General features: G+C 42.5%; 22 protein-coding genes. 5 read left to right on the top strand and 17 right to left on the bottom strand.

Annotated features, from left to right (window positions below; translation table 11 throughout):
* The first annotated feature begins 12 nt into the window (after positions 1-12).
* Both G5B43_RS06525 and G5B43_RS06520 read left to right on the top strand, forming a co-directional pair.
* On the top strand, positions 13-1,980 hold the full coding sequence (locus G5B43_RS06525; protein ID WP_165293897.1) for a sensor histidine kinase: 1,968 nt from the start codon (positions 13-15) through the stop codon (positions 1,978-1,980).
* A 2-nt stretch (positions 1,981-1,982) separates the two neighbouring features.
* Positions 1,983-2,594 (top strand): response regulator, encoded by a 612-nt coding sequence (locus G5B43_RS06520; protein WP_165293896.1) that lies wholly within the window; start codon positions 1,983-1,985, stop codon positions 2,592-2,594.
* 69 nt (positions 2,595-2,663) lie between these two features.
* On the opposite strand, the gene gyrB is transcribed toward G5B43_RS06520, so the two are convergent.
* Complete coding sequence (gene gyrB, locus G5B43_RS06515) at positions 2,664-4,622, bottom strand: DNA topoisomerase (ATP-hydrolyzing) subunit B (RefSeq protein ID WP_165293895.1); 1,959 nt, start codon at positions 4,620-4,622, stop codon at positions 2,664-2,666.
* 212 nt (positions 4,623-4,834) lie between these two features.
* Here gyrB and G5B43_RS06510 point away from each other — a divergent pair, with 212 nt between their 5' ends.
* Together G5B43_RS06510 and G5B43_RS06505 are read left to right on the top strand one after the other, a co-directional pair.
* Positions 4,835-5,458 (top strand): OmpH family outer membrane protein, encoded by a 624-nt coding sequence (locus G5B43_RS06510; RefSeq protein ID WP_165293894.1) that lies wholly within the window; start codon positions 4,835-4,837, stop codon positions 5,456-5,458.
* A gap of 78 nt (positions 5,459-5,536) precedes the next feature.
* Positions 5,537-6,439, top strand: a complete 903-nt coding sequence (locus tag G5B43_RS06505) for a CorA family divalent cation transporter (protein WP_165293893.1) — start codon at positions 5,537-5,539, stop codon at positions 6,437-6,439.
* Here G5B43_RS06505 and tsaB read toward each other — a convergent pair whose 3' ends face one another.
* The 5 genes from tsaB to mscL form a co-directional block, all read right to left on the bottom strand.
* Positions 6,440-7,141 carry a tRNA (adenosine(37)-N6)-threonylcarbamoyltransferase complex dimerization subunit type 1 TsaB gene (tsaB, locus tag G5B43_RS06500; RefSeq protein WP_165293892.1) on the bottom strand — a complete coding sequence of 234 codons (702 nt, stop codon included), beginning with the start codon at positions 7,139-7,141 and terminating at the stop codon, positions 6,440-6,442. It lies immediately after the preceding gene.
* A 5-nt stretch (positions 7,142-7,146) separates the two neighbouring features.
* Positions 7,147-7,401 (bottom strand): membrane protein insertion efficiency factor YidD, encoded by a 255-nt coding sequence (gene yidD / locus G5B43_RS06495; protein ID WP_165293891.1) that lies wholly within the window; start codon positions 7,399-7,401, stop codon positions 7,147-7,149.
* A complete protein-coding gene (locus G5B43_RS06490; protein WP_165293890.1) occupies positions 7,364-7,774 on the bottom strand; it encodes a ribonuclease P protein component in 411 nt (136 codons plus the stop codon). The genes yidD and G5B43_RS06490 overlap by 38 nt, the downstream gene beginning before the upstream one ends.
* Positions 7,775-7,825: 51 nt before the next feature.
* Positions 7,826-7,984 (bottom strand): 50S ribosomal protein L34, encoded by a 159-nt coding sequence (gene rpmH / locus G5B43_RS06485; protein ID WP_105716541.1) that lies wholly within the window; start codon positions 7,982-7,984, stop codon positions 7,826-7,828.
* Between the two features lie 112 nt (positions 7,985-8,096).
* Positions 8,097-8,507, bottom strand: a complete 411-nt coding sequence (mscL, locus tag G5B43_RS06480; RefSeq protein WP_165293889.1) for a large-conductance mechanosensitive channel protein MscL — start codon at positions 8,505-8,507, stop codon at positions 8,097-8,099.
* A 205-nt stretch (positions 8,508-8,712) separates the two neighbouring features.
* Between mscL and G5B43_RS06475 the strand changes: the two genes are divergently transcribed.
* Positions 8,713-9,354: a response regulator transcription factor gene (locus G5B43_RS06475; protein WP_165293888.1), complete on the top strand. Its 642-nt coding sequence runs from the start codon at positions 8,713-8,715 to the stop codon at positions 9,352-9,354.
* Here G5B43_RS06475 and G5B43_RS06470 read toward each other — a convergent pair whose 3' ends face one another.
* The 11 genes from G5B43_RS06470 to G5B43_RS06420 form a co-directional block, all read right to left on the bottom strand.
* Positions 9,355-10,497, bottom strand: a complete 1,143-nt coding sequence (locus G5B43_RS06470; RefSeq protein WP_165293887.1) for a sugar phosphate isomerase/epimerase family protein — start codon at positions 10,495-10,497, stop codon at positions 9,355-9,357. It lies immediately after the preceding gene.
* A gap of 90 nt (positions 10,498-10,587) precedes the next feature.
* Positions 10,588-12,291, bottom strand: a complete 1,704-nt coding sequence (gene ftsZ, locus G5B43_RS06465) for a cell division protein FtsZ (protein WP_165293886.1) — start codon at positions 12,289-12,291, stop codon at positions 10,588-10,590.
* Between the two features lie 139 nt (positions 12,292-12,430).
* Positions 12,431-13,792, bottom strand: a complete 1,362-nt coding sequence (gene ftsA, locus G5B43_RS06460) for a cell division protein FtsA (RefSeq protein WP_165293885.1) — start codon at positions 13,790-13,792, stop codon at positions 12,431-12,433.
* Positions 13,793-13,831: 39 nt separating this feature from the next.
* Entirely contained in the window at positions 13,832-14,659 is an 828-nt protein-coding gene (locus G5B43_RS06455) for a cell division protein FtsQ/DivIB (protein WP_165293884.1), read from the bottom strand.
* Positions 14,652-16,007 (bottom strand): UDP-N-acetylmuramate--L-alanine ligase, encoded by a 1,356-nt coding sequence (gene murC, locus G5B43_RS06450; RefSeq protein WP_165294084.1) that lies wholly within the window; start codon positions 16,005-16,007, stop codon positions 14,652-14,654. Before murC ends, G5B43_RS06455 begins: the two co-directional genes overlap by 8 nt.
* Positions 16,007-17,116: an undecaprenyldiphospho-muramoylpentapeptide beta-N-acetylglucosaminyltransferase gene (gene murG, locus G5B43_RS06445; protein WP_165293883.1), complete on the bottom strand. Its 1,110-nt coding sequence runs from the start codon at positions 17,114-17,116 to the stop codon at positions 16,007-16,009. Before murG ends, murC begins: the two co-directional genes overlap by 1 nt.
* Positions 17,117-17,156: 40 nt before the next feature.
* Positions 17,157-18,350: an FtsW/RodA/SpoVE family cell cycle protein gene (locus tag G5B43_RS06440; RefSeq protein ID WP_165294083.1), complete on the bottom strand. Its 1,194-nt coding sequence runs from the start codon at positions 18,348-18,350 to the stop codon at positions 17,157-17,159.
* 25 nt (positions 18,351-18,375) lie between these two features.
* A complete protein-coding gene (gene murD / locus G5B43_RS06435) occupies positions 18,376-19,749 on the bottom strand; it encodes a UDP-N-acetylmuramoyl-L-alanine--D-glutamate ligase (protein WP_165293882.1) in 1,374 nt (457 codons plus the stop codon).
* Between the two features lies 1 nt (position 19,750).
* Positions 19,751-20,995: a phospho-N-acetylmuramoyl-pentapeptide-transferase gene (gene mraY / locus G5B43_RS06430; protein WP_165293881.1), complete on the bottom strand. Its 1,245-nt coding sequence runs from the start codon at positions 20,993-20,995 to the stop codon at positions 19,751-19,753.
* Positions 20,996-21,004: 9 nt separating this feature from the next.
* Positions 21,005-22,459: a UDP-N-acetylmuramoyl-L-alanyl-D-glutamate--2,6-diaminopimelate ligase gene (locus G5B43_RS06425; RefSeq protein WP_165293880.1), complete on the bottom strand. Its 1,455-nt coding sequence runs from the start codon at positions 22,457-22,459 to the stop codon at positions 21,005-21,007.
* 5 nt (positions 22,460-22,464) lie between these two features.
* Positions 22,465-24,585 carry a penicillin-binding protein gene (locus G5B43_RS06420; protein WP_165293879.1) on the bottom strand — a complete coding sequence of 707 codons (2,121 nt, stop codon included), beginning with the start codon at positions 24,583-24,585 and terminating at the stop codon, positions 22,465-22,467.
* Positions 24,586-24,593: the final 8 nt, after the last annotated feature.

Raw genomic sequence — 24,593 nt, 5'->3', positions numbered from 1 at the left:
TTAAATAGCGTTATGAAAAGATATTTATATAAAAAGACATACGGATTGTGGCCGTTTCTATCCCTCTTAATAGCGCTTAGCATTCCCTACCATTTACGTGCACAGTCGGTAGATTCCTTAATATTGAAATACACGGACAAAAGCGGGAAAGTCAATATAGATTCTCTCATTCGTAGCAGCAAGACAGCTATATTTAGCGATCCCGATCAAGCTTTCAATATGGCAAAACAAGCGGTCTATTTTTCAAAAAAACAACGAGATCCCTTACTGTTAGGAAATAGTTACCGTCTTTTAGGAGCTTATTATAACGATGCTAGGCATCACTTTGACTCTGCCTACTATTATTATGGTCTCGCAGACAGTATATACCACGTTTTAAATACCAAAGAGGCGGTGGATGAAAGCAGTATCCTCCGTCTCAACTATGGCGCTATAAAACAAAAACAAGGAGATGATCTAGGAGCTGTAGAAGAATATACCGAAGCGCTGCGACTATTTGACCGAATGGGGAATGAAGAAAGTCGCTCGAAGACATTGAATAATCTAGCTGTAATATTATATGGCGAGGATAATAAACGAGCAGAGATGTACGCCCGAGAGTGCGTAGAGATAGCCCGGAAAAATAAAGATGAGTTTATGATAGCTACAGGTATTCTGTCTCTGGTAAGTATATTAGTTGATCATGTGAGAACGGATCAAGCAGATCCGGAGGAAATTACTACTCTCCTTAATGAAATGCAGCAGATTGCTGAGACAAACAACTATAAACATCACCTGTTGCTGTATTATTATAATTACGGTGTTCTCCATACTTATCGAGGCGAGTTTAAACAAGCTATTCCCCTAGTAAAAACTGCCATCGATTTAGCTAGACAAGCTGGAAATGAATGGGTATTAATGCAATCCACCAATGTCGTTGCCGAAGCGTATTATGCGAATGGACAGTTTAATGAAGCGCATAAAGCTGCCGAAGAATCTTTGGCTTTAGCGAAAAAACTACAGGCGCGGAGTTATGAAGAGCTCGGCTGGTCACTTCTTGCAAGGACAAACGCTCATCAGACAAAGTACCAAATAGCTTACCATTATCTCGATTCTGCGTATTGGCTACGGGATACACTGTTTAACGAAAACAACCAACAGCATCTCGCATATCTTGAAATGGAATATCAGACCGAGAAAAAAGAACTTAAAATAGCCGCATTGGAAAAGCAACGTCGACTTTATATCTGGCTGGGTTTCGCTGGTGCCGTTATTCTACTCGTTGCCCTCGCCTTTGCTTATATCCGTTACCGACTAGCTGTCAATAAACGAAAACTTGCCGAAGAAGAAGCGCAAAGGCTGGAACAGGAGAAACAACTGGTAGCGGTGCAGGCTACTTTAGACGGGGAAACCGCCGAGCGCACGCGTTTGGCAAAAGACCTACATGATGGATTGGGCAGCATGTTGTCGCTAGTGAAATTCAATTTACCGCAGGTGACAGGCGAAGCAGCCGTATTGGAAACCGTTGATGTAACCCGTTTTCAGAAAGCTATCGGCATGCTCGACGATTCTATACAGGAGCTGCGCCGTGTAGCGCATCACATGATGCCGGAGTCGTTGTTGCGTTACGGTTTAAAAGCTTCCCTGACTGATTTCTGTTCCGCGATCCCCATCGCCGACTTTCATTATTTTGGTGATGAAACCCGCTTGTCGGAAAAAATGGAGATCATGATCTATCGTTGTATCCACGAACTGGTCAACAACGCGCTCAAGCACGCCCAAGCAAAACATATTAACGTACAATTAGTGCAGGAGGAAGACCGCATATCCTTCACCGTGCAGGATGACGGGATCGGGTTTGACCAAGAGCAGGTCACAGAAGGCATGGGGTTACAAAATGTGAGACAACGCGTGGATGCTTTCCAAGGCAAGATAAACATCTATTCGTCCGAACAAGGTACCGAAATCCACGTGGAAATTGATTTCAAAAAAAGAAGATAAACATGATTAACGTAGCCATTGTAGACGATCACAAAATCTTAACTGAAGGATTACAGAGCCTCATCGCCGAATCAACCATAGCAACCGTAGTTGGCGTAGCACATAGTGCGGCGGAGTGTCGGCTTTCCCTCGGCTTCTGGAAACCAGATGTTTTATTATTGGATGTTGGACTACCTGATATTAGCGGACTAGATTTTTGCAAGGAGATAAAAGAACAATTTCCGGAAATCAAAGTCCTGGCTTTGACCACGCACAACGAGTATGCTATTGTTCGGCAAATGCTAGATAACGGCGCTTCTGGTTATCTTATTAAGAATGCTATGGCAGATGAAGTTATGGCGGGAATAGAAGCCGTTGCCGCGGGAGAAACATTTTTATGTCACGAAGTAGATCTGTTGATGAAGCGTCCTGCTGAAAAAAACATCTGGTTAAGCCCCCGCGAGCGCGAACTACTTCTTCTCATTTCGGAAGGTCTGACCAATACAGAGATTGCAGAGCACATTTTCCTAAGTCCCGAAACGATTCGAGGCTATCGAAAGAACCTGCTATTGAAACTAGGTGCAAAAAATACAGCTGTACTGGTGAAAATGGCTATCGAACAGAAGCTGATATGAATTTTCTTTCCTCCAAAAAAAATCCCGACCTGTAAAAAGTCGGGATCTTCTATATTACATTCATTTATATTAAACATCAATCTTCGCATATTTTGCGTTACGCTCAATAAATTCTCTACGGGGTGCAACTTCATCTCCCATTAACATGGAAAAGATACGATCACACTCTGCTGCATTATCGATTGTTACCTGGCGCAAGGTGCGATGTTCAGGATCCATCGTTGTTTGCCACAACTGCTCCGCGTTCATCTCTCCCAACCCCTTGTAACGTTGTACGTTCACGGAATCTTCCTTTCCTGCACCTTTCAGACGTTGAATCGCGGCAAGGCGCTGATCTTCGCTCCACGCGTATTCAAACTCCTTCCCCTTCTTTACGAGATATAACGGGGGCGTTGCGATATATACGTAACCTTTCTCTATCAATTCTTTCATATAACGGAAATAGAACGTCAAAATCAACGTCGCAATATGCGAACCGTCCACATCGGCATCCGTCATGATGATAATTTTGTGATACCGTAGTTTCTCCAAGTTCAGTGCTTTGGAATCTTCTGCCGTCCCGACGCTTACGCCTAATGCCGTAAACATATTTTTTATTTCCTCGTTTTCATAAATCTTATGCTCCATCGCTTTCTCTACATTCAATATCTTTCCTCTCAATGGCATAATAGCTTGAAAACGACGGTCGCGCCCTTGCTTCGCTGTTCCACCCGCCGAGTCTCCCTCAACGAAGAAAATCTCGCAGCTCTTAGGGTCATTGTCTGAACAATCTGCTAATTTCCCCGGAAGCCCAGAACCTCCCATAACTGTCTTACGCTGTACAAGTTCCCTTGCTTTACGCGCAGCAGCACGAGCCTGAGCGGCGATGATAACTTTCTGTACGATGGTTTTTGCTTCTTTCGGATTTTCTTCTAGATAGACACCCAAAATCTCACCTACAGCCATATCCACAGCTCCCATCACTTCGTTATTACCCAATTTCGTTTTGGTTTGCCCTTCAAATTGTGGTTCAGCGACTTTAACCGATACAACAGCGGTTAAACCCTCACGGAAGTCATCTCCCGTAATGTCGACTTTAAGATTTTTCAGCAAACCAGATTTATCAGCATACGCTTTTAACGTACGAGTCAACCCCCGACGAAAACCAGCTACGTGCGTACCGCCTTCGATGGTGTTAATATTATTTACATACGAGTGGACGTTTTCGGCATAAGTATCGTTATACTGCAACGATAATTCTACCGGTATACCCTGCTTTATACCTTCGACATATATAGGCTCCGGAATAAGCGGTTGGCGGGTGCCATCTAAAAATTTAACAAATTCACGTAATCCGCCTTCCGAAAAAAACTCATCCGACTTACGTGAGCCGTCTTCATTGATCTCCCGCTCATCTATCAATGACAAGCGCACACCTTTATTCAAGAACGCCAATTCGCGCAAGCGATTTGCCAGCGTATCATAGTTGTATGTGGTTGTCATCGTGAAAATCTCGGGATCCGGACGGAAAGTAACTATGGTTCCCGTGATATCACTTTCACCAATTTCCTTGACATCATACTGCGGTTTACCTTTTTCATATTCCTGCTGGAAAATCTTTCCTTCGCGATGTACAACGGCAGATAAGTGGGTAGATAACGCGTTCACACAAGAAACCCCGACACCATGCAAGCCACCGGATACTTTATAGGTATCTTTATCGAATTTACCACCCGCATGGAGTACGGTCATGACCAACTCCAAAGCAGATTTGTTCTCCTTTTTGTTAATACCTGTCGGAATACCGCGTCCGTTATCTCTAACAGAGATAGAATTATCGCTATGGATCGTAACGACAATATCCGAACAATACCCTGCTACGGCTTCGTCAATGGAGTTATCGACCACCTCATAAACCAGATGGTGTAAACCCTTAACACCCGTATCACCAATGTACATGGAAGGTCTCTTACGTACCGCTTCCAGACCTTCTAACACTTGAATATTATCCGCCGAGTACGTTGATGGATTCTTATTTTCTTCGCTCATGAAATTAAATTAAAATGAGTATCGTTTAACATTCAAAAATACGATTTTTTTCCCTAAAAATCAAGAGCTGGTATACACGTAATATGCCATGGCTTAAACCATGATTCATTGAAAAATACACTAAAATCGGGCGCTTTAAATACTATAATTTACAAAGAACTTCTAAAATTTAATTTTTTATCTTAGGTTTGTTTTCTGAAAACTATATTAGAATGAATAAATTATTTAAAACAGTATCACAAGTATCTTTAGGGTTAGTTGCCGTAATGGCTATTGCCTCATGTAATCAAAACGCCAACACGGGAGCTACCAATACGACAAATGATTCGACTGCATCTGTAGCGAATGCCAACAAAGAAGAGAAGATCGTTTATATAAACTCGGATACCTTATCAGAAAAATACGAATATTATAAAGACGTTAGAGCTAAACTAGAGGCAAAAGTAAAGAAAGCGCAAAGCGATTTACAAAGCAAAGGACAAGCTTTCCAACGTGAAGTAGCCGAATACCAACAAAAAGCAGCTTCCATGAGTGCTTCTGATCGTCAGGCGACAGAAGAGAGACTTGCCCGCAAACAAGATGAACTTGGCCGTTTAGACCAAAATGCGTCTGCGTCTATCGCGCAAGACGAATCGACTGAGTTCACCAATGTGTACAATACGATTACCGAATATCTGAAAAAGCATGCGGAAGAGAAAGGTTACGAATTGGTATTGACGTACTCCGTTTCTAATCCTACCGTACTGTATGCGGAAAAGAAAATGGATATCACCGCAGAAGTCGTCGAAGCGCTGAATAAAGAATACAAGGACAAAAAAGCCAAAGAGAAGAAATAAGAATTCGAACAAATAAGGCTATTCAAAAGAGTAGCCTTATTTGTTTTCGTGATTTCATGAATATATTATTATGTCATTATGGTACGCACCATCTTAGATTCTGGCAATGCTCCTTTTGATTGGATTGATATATCCGAGCCTACACTCCAAGATTTCGAACTCCTTAGATCCAAATATCAATTACACGAAGCCTCCATCAAAGATTGCCTGCAAATCGGTCAGCTACCTAAAATAGAAGAATTCGAAAACTACCATTTTCTCATTATCCGCTCGATTCCTACAAAGTTTGACAATTTTTCCGATACCCTAACCGAGATTACTGAACGCATATCGGTGTTTTTTAGCGATAAATTTGTGATTACAGTCCATCGTGGGAATATCGAATACTTGGAAAAACTTGCCGGCAGCTTTCCTTTGCAAAAACTCAATTCAAGCAAACTTTTTATCAACCATCTTACCTCTGAGGCGTTGAAGACCTTTGAAAACCTGGTTATTACCAAGCTAAATACGCAATTGGACAGTTATGAAGAAATGGTATTTTTAAACCGAAGGAAAAAGGATTTCTTACGCCAGCTTTATTATATCAAACGTCAAATTGATCTCATTCGCATTATATTAACACTTTATAAGGATATCGTGGATTTCTTCCACCTGTCCGCTTTTAAAAATATCTATACACAGGATTTAAAAGATATTTATGCCCGCTCATCTACTTTATATCGTAACATCTCGGAAAATACAGCACAACTTCTGTCCGTATATTTCAATATAGAATCGAACCACACCAATGATATTATGCGCACATTGACGATCATCTCGGTATTTTTTATGCCACTTACGTTCATCGTAGGCGTGTATGGCATGAACTTCAAAAATATGCCCGAACTGGAATGGTATTACGGTTATCCGGCGATCATGCTAGCAATGGCAGTTCTTGCTGCACTCATTTATTACTGGTTCAAAAAGCGTAGATGGTTATAATTAACGCTTTTTTGGCGTAGTAGCGATAAAGTCTTTGAGATAGTAAGGTTCAAAATACACTACATCCTCAAACATACCCTGTTGGAACTTCCGGAAAGCCAATTTATCAAAAAATGATGCTGAATTACGGAATCCTATTTCTACCTGCACAGTATGACTATTTTCAAATAGCGTTTCAAATTTGTCAGCGCCACTTCCGAAGAGGATATAGCCGTTATTTTCAGCTTCTTCAAAAAAAGAATTTTCATTGATAATACAGGCGGCTGTTTCCGCTATGCATTGTAAGTGAGAATCATATTTAGCCATGTAGACCTCCATCCGACGAGCATCAATCATCGGCACAAATATACGGCCTGCATCTACACTATGCTCTTGCGGAATAAATCCATAGACCATCGCCTCCAGCGTATTCACCGCGATCAACGGAATGTCCAGCGCATAACATAAGCCCTTAGCGGTCGAAACGCCGATCCTCAGTCCGGTATAGGATCCCGGCCCCATGCTAATCGCGACAGCAGCCAAATCGTTCCTTGTAACAGCAGCTTTATCTAACACCTGCTCCATGAATAGTGTTAGGTGACTCGCATGTAAATTTGGAGCATCGGCTTCTACCTTGGCGATGGTTTCACCATTTTTACTGATAGCGACGGAGCATACCGGTGTCGCTGTTTCTATTTGTAAGATGTACGTATTCTCGATCATAAACGTTATGGAACAGGGTCGTGCCCATGCCCTCCCCAAGGATGGCATCTCAAAATCCGTCGAATAGCCAGATATCCACCTTTGAAAGGACCATATTTTAGAATGGCTTCCTTACCATATTGTGAACAGGTAGGCGTGTACCGACAATTGGCACCCAGAAACGGCGAAATGAAAAGTTGATAAAAGCGGATGATAAGTATAAAAAACCATTGTAATGGCTTTTTAATCAGCTTCTCCCATATAAATTTGAGTATGCTCATCTTTCAGCTTGGTTAATACTTTTCCCATACGTTGATAGAGCATTGTATAGGGTTCCTTTTCCTTTCCCACATATTGGAATGCCAGGAGCAAATGTAGGGAATGTTCTTGAAGAAAGTTATATAAATCTGATTTTTGCAGGCGATAAGCCTCGCGTATACGACGTTTGATAGCATTCCGATCTACTGCTTTTCGAAAGCGGCGCTTGGATACGGAGATGATACATTGTGCAGGAATAGCATCTTGTTGTACCAGCGGGCGGTACAGAAATACAATACGGTAAGGGTAAACAACAAAAGAAGAACCATTACGGAAAAGACTTTCGATAAGCCTTTTACTACATAATCGTTCTTCCTTTGTAAATGTATAGCTCATGGTGACTATTTGCCGGAACACAAGCCCGCGGGAGTCACCGGCTCGTATGTATTACCCTTTGTGACGGTATTCGTCTGATACGGAAAGACGTCTTCTTCCTTTAGCTCTACGAGCAGCCAATACTCTTCTACCGTTAGCTGTACTCATACGCTCACGGAAACCGTGTTTATTTCTTCTTTTTCTTAACGAAGGCTGAAATGTTCTTTTCATGACGCTATTATGCTTGTTTTTATATCTTAATCAATCCTCCCCTATACAAGGGAATGCAAAAGTACTGTTATTTTAGAAAAGAAGCAAATTTTTCATCCGAATAAAATTGCACTTACGACTTACTTCTTAGGATATCGCGAATCTCGGTCAATAATACCTCTTCTTTAGTTGGTGCCGCAGGAGTTTCCGGAGCAGCTTCTTCCTTACGCTTTAACGAGTTTATTCCTTTAATAACCAAAAATATACAAAAAGCAATAATGAGGAATTGAATAATAACATTAATAAAATTGCCGTAGGTAATAGCAACTTCAGTAGTACCCGCAGCTTCATTTGCTTCGGTGATAACATACTTCATATTGCTGAAATCGACCCCACCTGTAATGTAGCCAATAGGCGGCATGATAATATCATCCACCATGGAAGTAACAATTTTACCAAAGGCACCTCCAATTACCACACCGACAGCAAGGTCGATGACGCTTCCGCGCATGGCAAATTCCTTAAATTCTTTTAGAAATCCCATAATTTTAAATTTAAAAACAATCCATAACAAAAATGACAATTAAATCTACAATATTCAAAAATTTCATTATATTTTATTGCTCTTTAAATACTGTCGTTAGGCATTATGACATTTACTTAATAGACTTTTTTCTATATTTGCTGTGTAAATGCAGAAAAACTGCTTCATGTATTGAACTGTTAAACACCAACATAAGTAACCCATAATGAAGAAAATATTAATAGCGGACGATCATAGTATTGTGAGACTAGGCGCTTCCATGATTATTAAGGAGTGTATTCCCGGCGCCAATATTCAACAAGCACAAACATACGATGAGGTCTATAGCCAATTGCGTACGGATTCATTCGACCTGCTCCTGTTGGACATTAATATGCCCGGCGGCAACAATATCAAAGTCATCCGGGAGTTATTGGACATTCAACCTCAAGTTAAAATATTAGTTTTCTCCTCGTATGAAGAGAGCATCTATGCGTTGCGATACATCAATGCGGGCGCTTGTGGTTACCTTAATAAGACAACGGCTATGTCTGAGCTTAAAAATGCTATAGAAAGTATCATGACACGCGGCAAATATATGTCAGATGCCGTCAAGGAGCTTTACATACAAAAGCTCACAACAAGCAAGTCCTCTTTTGACAAGAGCAATCCTCTACATAAATTATCCAATCGTGAAATGGATGTTGCTAAACATCTTACCAAAGGATTGGGAATTTTGGAAGTTGCTAAGTTGATGGAATTAAGTTCTTCTACCGTGAGCACATATAAGAGTCGTGTTTTCGAGAAACTCAATGTAGGCAATATACCCGAGCTCATTGAATTATTCAAATTGCATAGCGAAGCATAACTACCTTAATTCTCCTATTGTTACCTCCGGAATATCCTTCATAGATGGCTCTTCCAAGAAGCTACTACGTTGATAGGTATATCCTTTTTTATCATCCAGATCCCACAACAAAGGTGATAGGAAACGGACACAATTTGCGAATCCTTGATTGGTTGCAGCAATGTTGCCAGTGTCTTTTGAGTTCTTCGCTTCATTTTCAATCTCAAAAGGCCCATCAAAACCTCTCCGGTGCAACACGGTAACGAAATCATTCCAGTCCATGTGATCGGTTCCACCGAATCCGGGAAGCATAGCTTCGTAATGATGGCGATCCCAGTCGTGTTGCGGAATGGTAATGCCTGCCTGCTCTGCTAGTGAAGCATCCACGTGCTGCATAGGATACATCCCTCCCCACTCTACACGAGCTTTTGTTTTCAAATTACGTGTGGTCTTCACGTGAACGCGCTTCAACCGTTCAATATCCATCTGCTCCATTACGTCGACTGGATTTACACTTTGCCATATATCATGTGATGGGTCGTATATTTCTCCGTGCGCTTTGCTCGGAATTAGGGTATACATCAATTTTCGAGCAGCCAGTACTGCAGGTAAGTTATTATAAGTAGAGGTATAGCGCGCAGAACGCCAGCCTTCCATTGGACAATTTTCGTATACAATCGTAACACCGAGATCTTCCGCATATTTTACGATAGGCTCGAACACACGCTTATATTCCTCTAAATTCTTCTGGAAACCATCAATTTCATTTCCGAGCTCGTGGTTATATCCTACAAATGTTCCTACTTTCACATCATTTCTATCCCCCCCTAATAGATGTGCTATGCGAATAAGACGTAACAGATGGTTTTGGTTTTTTATACGCTGTCCGGGATCACCGCCGATCATATTTTCAAACGCTCCTAGGGACAAGCTCAATTCAGCAGCATTGAATTTCTCGATAAGGCGCTTTCCATCCTCAGCCGAAAAGCCTTCGTAATCCAAATGGGTAGCGGTGTGATCTTCACGTGTTCCGTCTTTTCTAAATACACATAAATCGATGCCCTGTGCCCCTACTCCTTTGGAGGTAGCTATTAGTTCGTCCAAAGACAATTTATCATACGCAGAACTCATGACCCATATCGGGTTATTTAGTTTAGCCAACATATACGTCTAGATTTTAATTTTTACTTGGTAAATATAAATAAAAAAGACAGCATTTCTGCTGTCCTTCCAAGTGTATTTTGATCTCGATGATTAATCAACATTATCATGCAGAAATGAATTGTTCGGCCGAATCTCGGTCTCTCCGTCATCAAACGACAATGTAAACCGTGAGACTTGCGATTGTGAAGAATGCGGCACATCTTCCAACGATTTTTGTCTACGTTTGTAAGCCGGTTCGTTTTCCAATTCTTGTAAGCCATTGCTAGATTTCAGCTTCATGCTCAACTCTTTTAAACGCAATATACGTTCTTTCGTTTTCATAAGCTGATCTTCAAAATCTATTTCCTTTTCAGGCGCAGATTCTACTTGTGCTACAGGTTCTTCTTTCGCTATATTTTCTGATTTTTCCGTATTTTCTATATCAGACGTTTCCTTACTGTATACATCGAATACAGAAGGTAACTTAAATTCAAATATGGAAGGTGATGTCTTCAACTCAAAACCTGACTCTTCTTGAGCCTCCTCTTGCTCTGGTTCTTCTAAACTCAGCGTGTGACGAATAACTTCCGGTTCTTCTTTTTTTGCAACTGCCGCATGAATCGGTTTCGGAGAGGTGAACAGATCTCCTTGAGGAGTTGCAGGAGTTTCTAAAGAAGGTGACTTCTCGGCTGTATCCTGTACAGGTTTAATGTACGTCTGTTGTGTAGTCGCAGGTTCTTCTTTCTTTACAAATTGATTTTGAGCTACTGGTTTTACAAATTGTTTTGCTGCAGGTTCTGGTGTTAAGGGTAACGCAATTTTTTCTTTTTCTTTTTCTTTGACACGCTCTTCCGCCGTCTGGAAACCTGTGGCAATGATGGTTACCGACAACTCGTCTTCCAAACTCTCGTCGATACAGTTACCCCAAATTAGGTCTGCCGACAATCCCGCTTGTTCTTGGATATAATCTGTTACAATAGCGACCTCATCCATTGTTACCTCTTTCTTACCAGAAGTAATATTGAGTAGGATATAACGCGCCCCTTCAATCTCATTGTCCTTCAGCAAAGGAGAAGCCAATGCACCGGTTACTGCTTCCAAAGCACGGTTCTCACCTGTAGAAACAGCATTTCCCATAATGGCAACACCGCTATCGTTCATTACTGTACGCACATCTTTAAAATCCACATTTACATAACCCGGGATTGTGATGATTTCCGCGATACCTTTGGCAGCAGTAGTCAAGATATCGTCAGCCTTCGCAAAAGCCGCAGTCATAGTTAAATTACCGAATATTTCGCGCAACCGGTCGTTGGAAATGACTAAATAGGAATCCACATATTTACGCAATTCCGACAAGCCTTCTTCCGCCTGTGAGCGACGTCGTTTACCTTCGAATGTAAACGGAGTAGTTACAATAGCTACAGTTAGGATACCCAGCTCTTTCGCAGCTTTCGCTAATACAGGGCTTGCTCCAGTACCTGTACCGCCGCCCATACCTGCTGTGATAAAAAGCATTTTCGTATTGGTACCTAACATACGTTTGATATCCTCAATACTTTCAATAGCTGAATTTTCACCCACATCAGGATCTGCTCCTGCGCCCATTCCCTCTGTTAAACTTGCTCCCAATTGTACCTTATTCGGAATAGGACTCAACTCCAATGCCTGCGCATCTGTATTGCAAACAATAAAGTCTACACCACTAATCCCTTGCTTGTACATGTGGTTTACGGCATTGCCACCGCCACCACCAACACCAATAACCTTAATTATTGATGATTGTTCCTTTAACATTTCAAATTGTATCGACATAAAAATACCCTATTTAACTCTTGCTAAACCACTTATAAAATCCCGATAGGTTCAACAATTCAAATGTAATAATACCAAAATCCTCACAACAGTTTTCCACATTTGTGAATTTGTGGAAAAAAGACTTGTTGTGGAAAACTTATTTCCTTCCTATAAACGTATCGTCGTCAATTCCCGCATCATCCTTGATAAAATCGGATAACAGCTTAGAAAACCAACTTTCCTTTTTATTCTTTTCCTCTGCGATTTCTTTTACCTTTCCACTTTTTCTTGATGTCTCCACCGCTTGTTCGGTTGCTTCCGCTTCTTCTACAGCCTGCACACCTTTAATTAACAGGCCAATGGAAGTCGCATACATCGGACTTTTCAATTCTTCCAAAGCCTGTCTGTTTAGCATTTCCGTTTTCGCTAGATATTCATTTGGATAACCGATTCTACAACCGATACCGGTAATATACTCCACTAATTGCACCAGATGCTTCAATTGGGCACCGCCACCTGTGATCACAATCCCTGCAATCAGTTTATCCTCGTATCCGGACGATTTAATCTCGTAGTAAACATGTTCGATGATTTCCTCCATCCGCGCCTGAATAATGTAGGCTAAATTCTTTACGGAGATTTCCTTAGCCTCGCGTCCACGGATGCCCGGCACACAGATCACCTCATTATCCTTGTTTTCATCCGCCAAAGCAGAACCGTAGCGAACTTTCAACTGTTCCGCTTGGTTTCGCAATACGGAGCAACCTTGTTTGATATCCTCCGTTACGATATTGCCGCCTAACGGGATAACAGCCGTATGACGAATAATACCTTCATGAAAGATAGCCACATCCGTGGTGCCGCCACCAATATCCACTAACACCACACCAGCAGTTTTTTCCTCGTCATCCAACACAGCTTCAGATGATGCAAGAGGCTCCAAGACTAGGGAAGAGATTTCCAAATCCGAATTATCTACACAACGTTTAATATTGTTGATATCGGTCACACGCCCCGAAATAATATGAAAATTAGCTTCCACGCGACGTCCCGCCATACCGATAGGCTCTTTAATGCCCGGTTCGTTATCGATGGTGAATTCCTGTGGCAATACATGGATAATTTCCTCACCTGGAGGGAGTACTAGCTTATACATATCGGAAATTAACTGCTCCACGTCAATACGAGTCACCTCATCGTAGTCGCGCTTGGTCAATATACCGCGGTGTTGAATGCTTTTAATATGCTGACCTGCAATTCCAACGTTGACAACTTTAATGTCGACATTCGATTGCGATTCAGCTATCGAGACAGCATCCCGAATACTGCTTACCGTCCGTTGGATGTTCGCGACTACCCCGCGGTTCACACCGGAGGACTCGGCTTTCCCGACACCCAAGAGTTCAATTTTGTTGGCTCCGCTACGACGACCGACCGTAACACAAATCTTCGTTGTTCCGATATCCAATCCCACGATGATTGGACTATCTTTTTCGTTTTCTGCTAATCTTGGTTTCATAATATGCTGTGTATTTGTTGCTGTATATTTCAATATTATTTATTTCATTTTTAGTTTCATCTGTAAACTGTCTAGCATCCATCCATTCCGACGTTCACATATAATCTGTCCATCATATTTCACATTCACTTTTTCATACGCACCCGTACCAACCTTTGGCAGAATGTTTTTGTAGAAAATCTCCAATCTATCTAACTTTTTGTCTAAATTATCTGCATTACCGATAATCAGTGGTTGTGTCCCTACCCTTGGAATAATCTCAATATCTTGTTGATTGTCCACATAAAGCTGAACAATCTGGTTGCTCCACAATGGATCGTCTTTTACATGTTCCACGATAGCAACTAAGTCTTTCACCAATTGAGTCCGAATAGTATCCAATGGCTTTTCATATCCTTCCTGTATATTTCCATTTGCCACCAAAACATGCGGAACGTACTTTAATGTTACAGGTACCTTTGCTCCTTTGGTATCGATATAGTATTCTTTACCTGCTTTGTTCACGACACGCAAAACGACTTCCCTTTGTTGTACAACGACTTGCAATATCCCGTCCATATCGGTATAAATCTCTGCACTAGATACGTAGGGAAGCTCTATCAATGCCTTTTCAATCTTATCGATCGGAATCTCGTTCAAAGGCTTTCCGACTACTGTTCCGAAGTTCGTATTCACTAAATCGGAAATATCGTGTTGGTCGATAAAAGTTTCCTTTCCTTCTACAACCACTTTCATGGAAGCACAAACTTGCGCAGTATCTTTCTTCTTGACCAAGCTCATCAACATACCTATCCCTGCCAAGGCGATAAGCCCTATACAAGCATAACCAAGTTGCCTCCACGGTATGTTACGAACTGCCTTAAGCATTTTCCAATATTTCTTTTAAAGGTTTCACCAATCTGTCAATATCACCTGCTCCTACGGTTACGATCAATTCCGGAGGATGCTGTTTTACGATTTCCAAAACACGCTCCGGCGACACAAGCTGTTTACGATCTATCGTTATCTTATCCAACAACCATGTGGAGGTTACACCGTCTATGGGTAATTCCCTCGCGGGATAAATATCCATCAATAGCAATTCATCTGCCAACCCCAACACCTCTGCAAAGCCGTCCACAAAGTCACGCGTTCGGCTATATAAATGGGGCTGGAAAACGACGGTCAATTTCTTTGTTGGATAAAGTTTCTTCATCGATGTCAGAAACGCCCGCAGCTCCTCGGGATGATGGGCATAATCGTCAATATACACATGCGCTGGTGTTTTAACGACATACTCGAACCGCCTCTTTGCCCCGCGGAAAGAAGTCAATGCAGCTTTAATTTTATCTGCATTTATCCCAAGCTGTAATGCCACCGTGGTAGCAGCTACAGCATTTTCCACATTATGCAAACCTGGAATCCCTAACGGTATGTTTGGAATTTCCGTTTGTTTGGAAACATAGTCAAAATAAAACACACCGTTTTCCACGTGGATATGTTGTGCATACGCATCGCATATCTCCTCTTTTGCATAGGTTATATCGCCGCTAAAGGGCAACCCTTTCTTGACAATAGAAATACCATCTTGAACCACGCGCTGCAAAAACAAGGCAAAGGATTCGATAAGATGCTGCTCATCACCATAGATATCCAAATGATCGGGGTCAGCTGAAGTCACGACAGCGATATTGGGATGCAACGTAAGAAACGAACGATCATATTCGTCGGCTTCGACCACCACGACATTATTTTCCCCATACAACACGTTGCTGTTGTAATTCGAGCTAATTCCTCCTAAAAAAGCGGAGCAATCGTATCCCGAATCCTTCAGAATATGCGCAATCATCGTTGATGTCGTGGTCTTACCATGTGTTCCTCCCACTGCAATCGTAAATCGGCTCGCGCTAATCATGCCCAATACTTCCGAACGTTTGTAAGGCGTAAAGCCTTGCTCTAAAAAGTAGGCTTTCAGTTTAAGGTCTTTTGGGACGGCCGGTGTGAAAATTAACAATGTTTCCGTAGCCGATTGTGTGTATGTATCCTGCAATAATGCGATATCATCTTGATAGATGACGGGAATACCTTCTTGTACCAAAGTACGTGTCAACTCGGTCTCCGTTTTGTCATACCCCTGCACGTCGCATCCGAGGTGTTTGAAGTAACGAGCCAATCCGCTCATACCAATTCCCCCGATTCCGAGTAGATAAACACGTTTTATATGGTCAAGGTTCATCATCTATTTAATAATTTCAATACTTCTCTTGCTATCACTTCATCCGCATCCGGCATGGCCATCTTTTTTATCTCTGTACTTAACGATGCACATTTAGCCTCATCAGCAAGTAACTCCAACGCCACATACATCATTGTACCCCGAGCATCTGCTTCCGAGATCATTACAGCTGCATTTTTTGCAACCAAAGCCTGCGCATTTTTCGTTTGGTGATCTTCTGCAACATTGGGTGATGGGATCAATATCAGCGGTTTTCCTACTACACAAAGTTCCGATATCGTTCCGGCACCCGCTCTCGAAATAATTAAATCTGCCGCCGCATAGGCTAAATCCATGCGTTCTAGAAACGGAAAAACCTTTACATTACCGGGAATCAACTGATCTAGCTTGAGCATACGTTCCATATCCTCGTAATAGGTCTTTCCCGTTTGCCAGATAAATTGCACGTCATCCTTTTCACCCAGTTCGTGTATTACGTCCAGTACATAACCATTCACCTGCTTTGCTCCCAAACTACCACCTATAATCAACACGGTCTTTTTATGCGGCTGCAAACCAAAAATTTGCAGCGCAAATTCTCGCTTTCCTTCAATAGCGACCGAATCGCGACGTATAGGATTGCCGGTTAAAATTATTTTTTCTGCCGGAAAGAACTTATCCATACCCTCGTATGCTACACATATCTTTTTCGCTTTCTTTCCCAGACCTTTATTGGTTACACCTGCATACGAGTTTTGTTCTTGGATCAACGTAGGTAACCCCCTATCGTTAGCTGCCATTAACAAAGGTCCGGACGCAAACCCACCAACGCCCACAGCCACATCAGCCTCAAAATCTCTTATAATTTTCCGCGCTTTCATGAAACTGCCTATTAACTTGAAAGGTAATGCTAAATTTTTCCACAAAGAACTTCTATCAATACCTTGTATATCTAACCCGATAATCTCGTAACCGGCTTCCGGTACACGTTCCATCTCCATTCGTCCATTCGCACCGACAAATAAAATTTCGATTTCCGGTTCTATACGACGTAACGCATTCGCTATCGCAATAGCTGGAAAGACATGTCCGCCTGTACCCCCTCCGCTTATGATTACTTTGTATCCCATTTTCCTGTATTTAGTTCTCTTACACCATCACCCTTCATTCCTATATCGTTCCGACAACCACTTTCTGGGGTTTCGGTATTTCATTCAATTCTTCTTTTCCTTTCAGTTCTTCGACATTCCGACTAACACTTAAAATAATACCCAATGCCACGCTGGTGAACAAGATGGATGTCCCCCCCATACTGACCAACGGTAATGGCACGCCGGTTACAGGCCCTAATCCGACGGCAACCGCCATATTCGCCAATGCCTGTATCGTCAAACTGAATCCTAAACCTGCCGCTAGAAAAGCACCGAACGCCCGCGGACTTAGAGTCACAATACGTATACATCGATACATCAATGCGACATACAGGAAGAGTAGGATAGCCCCACCAATCGTGCCGTATTCTTCCACAATAACCGCAAAAATAAAATCGGAATAGGGGTGCGGTAATAGGTTTCTACCTACACTGTTCCCTGCCCCCTTGCCAAACAATTCACCCGAAGCGATGGACATCTTCGCAAGATTTGCCTGATAGTTTTTATCTTCTTGAAAAGGAACAGTATGCTGTACAGTTTGTTCTGTTTTAAAGAAACTTTCAAAACGGCTAATATAGGTAGCACGACGCGGGCCGATCAATATCACCAACAACAGCAAGAACGCACCACCGATGCAAACAATGCCGATTTGCTTGAAGCTCACCCGGCCAATCAAAAGCAACAACACACTCGTACCAAACAACATTAAAGCGGTCGATAAGTTCGCCCACGCGATAAGGACAAAGACCAAACATACCGTTCCCATTATCGGAATAAATGATTTTTTAAGATCTTTTATCTCATGCGCTTTGCGCGACAGCATACGAGCTAAAAATGTAATCAGTGCTAATTTTGCCAAATCCGATGTTTGAAACGTTTGATTAATGACGGGTATTGTTACCCACCGACTGGCCTCATTTACTTTATTACCCCCAATCAACGTAAAGAGTAACAGCGGTATGGTAATAATCATCAACAACTTAGAAATGCCCGCATAATAACGGTAATCTAATTTGTGCGATAAATACATCAGCACCAAACCCACAGCAATAATAGAGAAGTGCTTGAACAGGTACAGTTCTGTACCTTTACCTTCTTTATAGGCGAGTGTACCTACCGAACTGTACACAGCCAGCAGAGACCAACCGGACAGAATGAATACAATAATCCATATCCACTTGTCGCCTTTTAACTTACTGAAAATCTGATCCATCATGCTATATCAAATTTTATCTGTTCTACAAAGACATTACAGCCTCCTTGAATTTCTCTCCTCGCTCCTCATAATTTTTAAACCAATCAAAACTTGCGCATGCCGGAGACAACAGTACGGTGTCTCCCTTTTTTGCCATATAGGAAGCTATCTCGACCGCGTCCTGCATCGATGAACTATTTACAATCACATCCGTATCTTCTTCAAACGATTCATGGATACGGACATTGTCCTTACCGATACATACGATCGCTTTTACTTTTGATTTCACCAGATCACGCAACATTTCATAATCATTACCCTTATCTACCCCACCCATTATCAGAATAATATCGGGTGAAAAACTCTCCAAAGCATACCAAACAGAATTAACATTCGTAGCTTTTGAATCATTGATATAATTTACCCCTCCAATACAAGCAACATGTTCCAAACGATGCTCGATATTCACATACGATTCCATGCTCTCCTTCATCGTTTGGTTGCGTAATTCCTGAACCTTCGCAATCAAGCCTGAGGCCATGTTGTTGTATGCGTTGTGTTTCCCCTGTAATGATAACTCTTCAATATTCATCGCAAAAATGTCTTTGTTAGGTACTCTTATTATAATATTCTTTTCTTCATCTATATACGCTCCCTGCTCCACTACTTCTTTTTGTGTAAAAGGCAAATACTGCGCTTCTGTCTTAAATAGGTCTAATCCTTTTACCGTTTCTTCATCGTCTAAACAATAGATGAAATAATCGTCTTTTGTCTGATTTCTGATCATCCTAAATTTGGAAGCCCTATAGTTTTCCATCTGATGGTCATACCGATCCAAATGATCGGGCGTGATGTTCAAAATAACCGCTATATCTGCGCGGAAATGATACATATCATCCAACATAAAACTGGATATTTCCAACACATATACATCGTAATTTTCACGTGCTACCTGTAGCGCAAAGCTCTTACCGATATTTCCCGCCAAACCTACATTTATGCCGCCACGTTGCAACATATAGTAAGTCAACATCGTTGTGGTTGATTTACCATTCGAGCCTGTAATACAATAGAGTTTCGCGTCTGTATACTGCGCAGCAAATTCTATCTCCGAAATCACCGGAATATTTGCTGCTCTTAATGCCTTCACCAAAGGTGCATGTTCCGGAATACCAGGACTCTTGACAACCAGAGCAGCTTGCATGATCTTATCTTCGCTATGCTGTTGCTCCTCAAATGCAATTTCCTCTTGCTTTAATGCCGTCTTATATCTGTCATCTATTGCACCTTTGTCTGAAACGAATACATTGAAGCCCTTATCCTTACCCAAAATAGCGGCACCAACACCGCTCTCCCCAGCGCCTAGTATCGCCAGAAAGCCAGATTGTGGATAGTATGTATGCGCTATATGGGACATCTTACCTTATTTTTAACGTGACAATCGTCAGAATCGCAAGGATAATCGATACGATAAAAAATCGCATCACAATCTTCGATTCATGATAACCTTTTTTCTGATAATGGTGATGGAGAGGAGACATCAGAAATATCCGACGACCCTCACCAAATTTTTTCTTGGTGTATTTGAAATAGGACACCTGCATAATCACCGATAGGTTTTCCAACAAGAAAATACCACACAACATCGGAATCAACAGTTCCTTTCGAATAAGGATTGCGAACGCCGCGATAATACCACCAATAGTTAAGCTACCCGTGTCCCCCATAAACACCTGCGCAGGATAAGCATTATACCATAAGAAACCTGTACAGGCACCCACAAACGCCCCCGCAAAAATCACCAGCTCGCCGGAGTTGGGGATATACATAATATTCAAATAGTCCGAGAAAATCACGTTACCTGACACGTATGCCAGAATCGCCAACGTAATTCCGATAATCGCCGAAGTTCCTGTAGCCAGTCCGTCTATCCCGTCGGTAATATTAGCGCCATTAGATACTGCCGTAACGATAAATACCACAACAATCAAAAAAACGATAAAGGTGACAACGTAACCATTCAACCCAAATACACTCAATACTTCGGTATAATCGAACTCGTTATTCTTATAAAAAGGAATGTTGGTTTTTGTCGATTTTACGTTTTCCGCATAATAACGCTCCCCTGTTTGGGTATCCATCATGATCTCCACTGCTTTTGTCGAGGTGGGATTCTGTACCTTTTCCCGAGCAACAATATCGGGATGGAAATACATGGTGATAGCAATTAATGTCCCCAGTCCCACCTGTCCGATAATCTTGAAACGCCCGGCAAGTCCTTCTTTATTTTTACGGAATACTTTGATGTAATCGTCCAAGAAACCAATCGTACCCATCCAAATGGTCGTGATAATCATGATGATTACATAAATGTTATCCAGTTTTGCAAATAAAAGTGTAGGAACCAAGATCCCCCCGATGATGATCAGCCCGCCCATTGTCGGCGTGCCAACCTTTTGCTTCTCGCCCTCTAACCCTAAGTCACGGATCGTCTCCCCCACTTGCTTATTGCGTAAAGCCCGGATCAATCGGCTTCCATACACTGTCGTAATGATCAACGATACAATAACAGCCATTGCTGTCCGAAACGAGATGTATTGAAACAATCCCGCTCCCGGAAAATGTATGTGTTCTTGTAGCCAGCTGAATAGATAATATAACATCCGTATTTCTTATTGTTCGTTAAACGTTTCTATTAAAATTTCTTTATCGTCGAAATGGTGACGTACATCATTAACCTCTTGGTATTTCTCGTGTCCTTTTCCTGCAACCAGTACAATATCACCCGGTTGGGCCAAATGACAAGCCGCCCGGATAGCCTCTCTACGTTCCGCAATGGTAAAAACATGTTTACGATCTTTCGAATCTACACCCGCTTCCATATCTCGGATGATCGCCATCGGATCCTCTGTTCTCGGATTATCCGATGTAATGATGACCTTATCGCTCAAACGCACAGCTACCTCTGCCATTTCTGGACGTTTGGCTTTATCGCGATCGCCACCACAACCTAATACCGTAATAATCTGTTGGTCACTTTTCCGCAGTTCCCGGATTGTCGATAGAACGTTCTCTACAGCATCGGGCGTATGTGCGTAATCTACGATGCCCACTAAACCCTTTGCTGAACGTACCACATCAAATCTGCCCTCTGCTCCTACAATATCACTCATAGCAGTCAGCACTTTCATCGTTTCCTGTTCCAAGAGAATCGCCGCTCCATACACTGCGAGCAGATTATAAGCATTAAATCCACCAACCAGTTTTACCCATACTTCATGCCCATCTACCTGTAGCAACATACCATCCAGGTGACTTTCGATAACCTTAGCCTTGAAGTCGGCCATATTTTTTAAACCGTATGTCTTTTTATGGGCGAATGTATTTTGCAGCATCACCGCTCCGTTACGGTCATCTATATTGGTCAACGCAAAAGCAAACCTATCTAAGTCGTCAAAAAACTTTTTCTTAGCCTTGAGGTAATGGTCAAAAGTGCCATGAAAATCCAAATGATCGTGCGTTATATTCGAAAATACGCCGCCCGCAAAACGCAGTCCTGCGATCCGTTGCTGCACGACTGCATGTGAACTCACCTCCATAAAGCAATAATCGCATCCTTCGTCTACCATCTCCCGAAGCAACATATTTAGCGCTATAGGATCTGGGGTCGTATGCGTTGCAGGAATAACTCGATCCCCAATTTTATTTTCCACGGTGGATAACAGTCCGACGTGGTATCCTAAGCTTTTAAATAAGTTGAAAAGAAGCGTGGCAATCGTCGTCTTACCGTTGGTTCCGGTAATGCCGACAAGTTTTAATGCTTTGGAAGGATCACCATAAAAATTAGATGCTAACAACCCCAACACATACGACGTATCCGCCACAACCACGTAGGTCACCTCAGCCGATAGTTGCTTGGGTAAGGTATCCAACACCAATACTGTCGCCCCACTCTCAACCGCCTTATCGAGGTACAAATGCCCATCGGTGTGAACGCCTCGCACAGCAACAAAAAGACTATCCGCCGAAACTTCCCGCGAATCGAAGCATACGGACGACACCTCTACTTCGAGGGCACCCTCGAGCTGTTGTACTGGAATCGCATGTAATAATTCTCTTAGCTTCATATCTTTTAATTCAGTGACAATGCTATAGGCGTACCTACTTTTAATTTTGTTCCCGCAATAAGGGATTGATTAACGACCTTACCCCAACCGGAAACTTTTGTTTTAAAACCGGCATTTTCCATGGTGAATATAGCATCCGACAATCCCATACCCAATACATTCGGCACAACTCCCTCTTTCACTTGAGTCTCTACAAACGGAACGGCTTTGGCAGATGAATCTGCCGCCTGCGCTATCGTATTCCAATTGGACGGGTTAAACCCTAATGCTTGGTAAACGGTTTTTGAAGCTTCTTTCGAACCTCTTAATGTCAACGGTAATTTTGCCCCGGCGGTATTTACTTTTCTGTTGGCTAACGTCCCGTGCAAGGTTAGATCATTTGCATAAATCATATCGGCCAGCTCTTTAAAGACCGGGCCGGCGATGGCTCCACCATAATATCCTCTTCTTGGGTTACGAATAACCACAATCATCGAATATTTCGGATTCTCGGCCGGGAAATAACCTGCAAAGGATGATTGGTAACGACGTTGCCCATATCCTCGAGCACCATCGTTCATCTGCGCTGTTCCCGTTTTACCTGCCGACGTATATAAGGGCGAGCTCAAACGTTTACCCGTTCCTTCCGTCATGACTCCTTCCAACATCGCTTGCATTTTGTGAATAGCTTCTTTCGAAGCAATTTGCTTGTTAAGCACCTTCGCATCAAAACGTTCCACTGTATTACCCAAGTGCCGAATCTCCTTCACGAACAAAGGCGCTAACAATTTTCCATCGTTGGCAACCGCGTTGTAAAGGGCTAACGTTTGCAAGGGTGTCAATCGTAATTCATAACCATAAGCCATTTGTACTAACGACAGTTTGCTCCACGTTTTACTATCAGGCGTCTTCACCCACGGAATAGCCTCACCTGGAATCTGCAAACCCAAAGGCTTACCCAATCCAAAATGATGCAACTTCGATGTATATTTTGCGGGCTTGTTCCCGTAATAAGTGTTGATCAGTTTGGCCACACCTACATTCGAAGATTCCTCAAAAGCTTCTTTCACGGTCAAAACTGATTTTTTGGGAGCGTGCGAATCTCGTATCGTATGAGCAGGCACTTTATACGTACCGTTTCCTATATCCACCGTGCTTGCGGTATCCACAAACCCGTCATCCAACAACGCCAAATAACTCGCCAGTTTAAATGTCGATCCCGGATCTGCTCCCTGCGCTATAGCATAATTATATTTCTCGCGGAAAACACCCTCTTTATCCCGCGTAAAATTCGCAATAGCCCTCACCTCTCCCGTCTTTACCTCCATAACCACAACACAACCATTATCTGCATCGCTCGCAATCAACTGCTTCTCCAACGCACGTTGCGCCATATCCTGCATATTCACATCTAACGTCGAAATGATGTCCGAACCATCCACAGGCGCGACTTCCACCTCGCGGTTAACAGGCACCCAAACACCGCCCGCAATACGCTGCATCAGTTGCGATCCACTCGTTCCATCAATATATTTCCCGTAAGCGCCCTCTAAGCCCACCAACACGGTATCTCCCTTCGTATTTTTATACCCTATGGTTCTCGCTGCTAAGTTAGTAAAGGGCAAAATCCGTTTGTTTTCGCGCACGGTAACCAAACTCGTCGGATATCTCTTCTTGCCCTCCCTAAATGTATGGAACAATGGAAAAGTCTTGATGACCTTCAAATCCTGATGCGAAACCCCTCGCTTTATCAAGACATACCGCTGCTTTTTAGCACGCGCATTTTTTAACAGGACCAAATACTGCCGGGAAGATTTATCCTTGAAGTGTGCCGATAAACGTGTCGCCAGCGAATCCACTTTAGAATGAAACACGTCATCAGCCTCCGATGGTATCGACATCGCATCAAAGCGAAGTTCATATTCTGGAACAGAAGTAGCCAACAAGCTACCATCATTGGAGTAAATATTACCTCTAGCAGCTTCAATCCCACGCTCTCGGATGGTTAAGCTATCCACCATTGCACGCCACTCCCCGCCATCCACATATTGCAGATGTAAAAGCTTACCGAACACCGTTAGCGCAAAAAGCACCATGAGGCCGAATGCCACGTATACGCGAATAAGTATAGTTTTCCTAATATTCATACGACTCC

The sequence above is a fragment of the Sphingobacterium sp. SGR-19 genome (assembly GCF_011043555.1).
Lineage (GTDB): Bacteria > Bacteroidota > Bacteroidia > Sphingobacteriales > Sphingobacteriaceae > Sphingobacterium.
Note: the sequence above shows the minus strand (reverse complement) of the source record. Positions and strands in the feature narration are given on the sequence as shown.

Coding starts and splice junctions, on each gene's coding strand:
- mscL (WP_165293889.1), bottom strand. CDS start 8,507: ATGGGATTTCTAAAAGAATTTAAGGAATTTGCCATGCGCGGAAGCGTC.
- ftsA (WP_165293885.1), bottom strand. CDS start 13,792: ATGAAACCAAGATTAGCAGAAAACGAAAAAGATAGTCCAATCATCGTG.
- G5B43_RS06470 (WP_165293887.1), bottom strand. CDS start 10,497: ATGTTGGCTAAACTAAATAACCCGATATGGGTCATGAGTTCTGCGTAT.
- G5B43_RS06475 (WP_165293888.1), top strand. CDS start 8,713: ATGAAGAAAATATTAATAGCGGACGATCATAGTATTGTGAGACTAGGC.
- gyrB (WP_165293895.1), bottom strand. CDS start 4,622: ATGAGCGAAGAAAATAAGAATCCATCAACGTACTCGGCGGATAATATT.
- murC (WP_165294084.1), bottom strand. CDS start 16,007: ATGAACCTTGACCATATAAAACGTGTTTATCTACTCGGAATCGGGGGA.
- yidD (WP_165293891.1), bottom strand. CDS start 7,401: ATGAGCATACTCAAATTTATATGGGAGAAGCTGATTAAAAAGCCATTA.
- G5B43_RS06440 (WP_165294083.1), bottom strand. CDS start 18,350: ATGGATCAGATTTTCAGTAAGTTAAAAGGCGACAAGTGGATATGGATT.
- ftsZ (WP_165293886.1), bottom strand. CDS start 12,291: ATGTCGATACAATTTGAAATGTTAAAGGAACAATCATCAATAATTAAG.
- mraY (WP_165293881.1), bottom strand. CDS start 20,995: ATGTTATATTATCTATTCAGCTGGCTACAAGAACACATACATTTTCCG.
- G5B43_RS06455 (WP_165293884.1), bottom strand. CDS start 14,659: ATGCTTAAGGCAGTTCGTAACATACCGTGGAGGCAACTTGGTTATGCT.
- tsaB (WP_165293892.1), bottom strand. CDS start 7,141: ATGATCGAGAATACGTACATCTTACAAATAGAAACAGCGACACCGGTA.
- G5B43_RS06510 (WP_165293894.1), top strand. CDS start 4,835: ATGAATAAATTATTTAAAACAGTATCACAAGTATCTTTAGGGTTAGTT.
- rpmH (WP_105716541.1), bottom strand. CDS start 7,984: ATGAAAAGAACATTTCAGCCTTCGTTAAGAAAAAGAAGAAATAAACAC.
- G5B43_RS06420 (WP_165293879.1), bottom strand. CDS start 24,585: ATGAATATTAGGAAAACTATACTTATTCGCGTATACGTGGCATTCGGC.
- murD (WP_165293882.1), bottom strand. CDS start 19,749: ATGTCCCATATAGCGCATACATACTATCCACAATCTGGCTTTCTGGCG.
- G5B43_RS06505 (WP_165293893.1), top strand. CDS start 5,537: ATGGTACGCACCATCTTAGATTCTGGCAATGCTCCTTTTGATTGGATT.
- G5B43_RS06490 (WP_165293890.1), bottom strand. CDS start 7,774: ATGAGCTATACATTTACAAAGGAAGAACGATTATGTAGTAAAAGGCTT.
- G5B43_RS06520 (WP_165293896.1), top strand. CDS start 1,983: ATGATTAACGTAGCCATTGTAGACGATCACAAAATCTTAACTGAAGGA.
- murG (WP_165293883.1), bottom strand. CDS start 17,116: ATGGGATACAAAGTAATCATAAGCGGAGGGGGTACAGGCGGACATGTC.
- G5B43_RS06425 (WP_165293880.1), bottom strand. CDS start 22,459: ATGAAGCTAAGAGAATTATTACATGCGATTCCAGTACAACAGCTCGAG.
- G5B43_RS06525 (WP_165293897.1), top strand. CDS start 13: ATGAAAAGATATTTATATAAAAAGACATACGGATTGTGGCCGTTTCTA.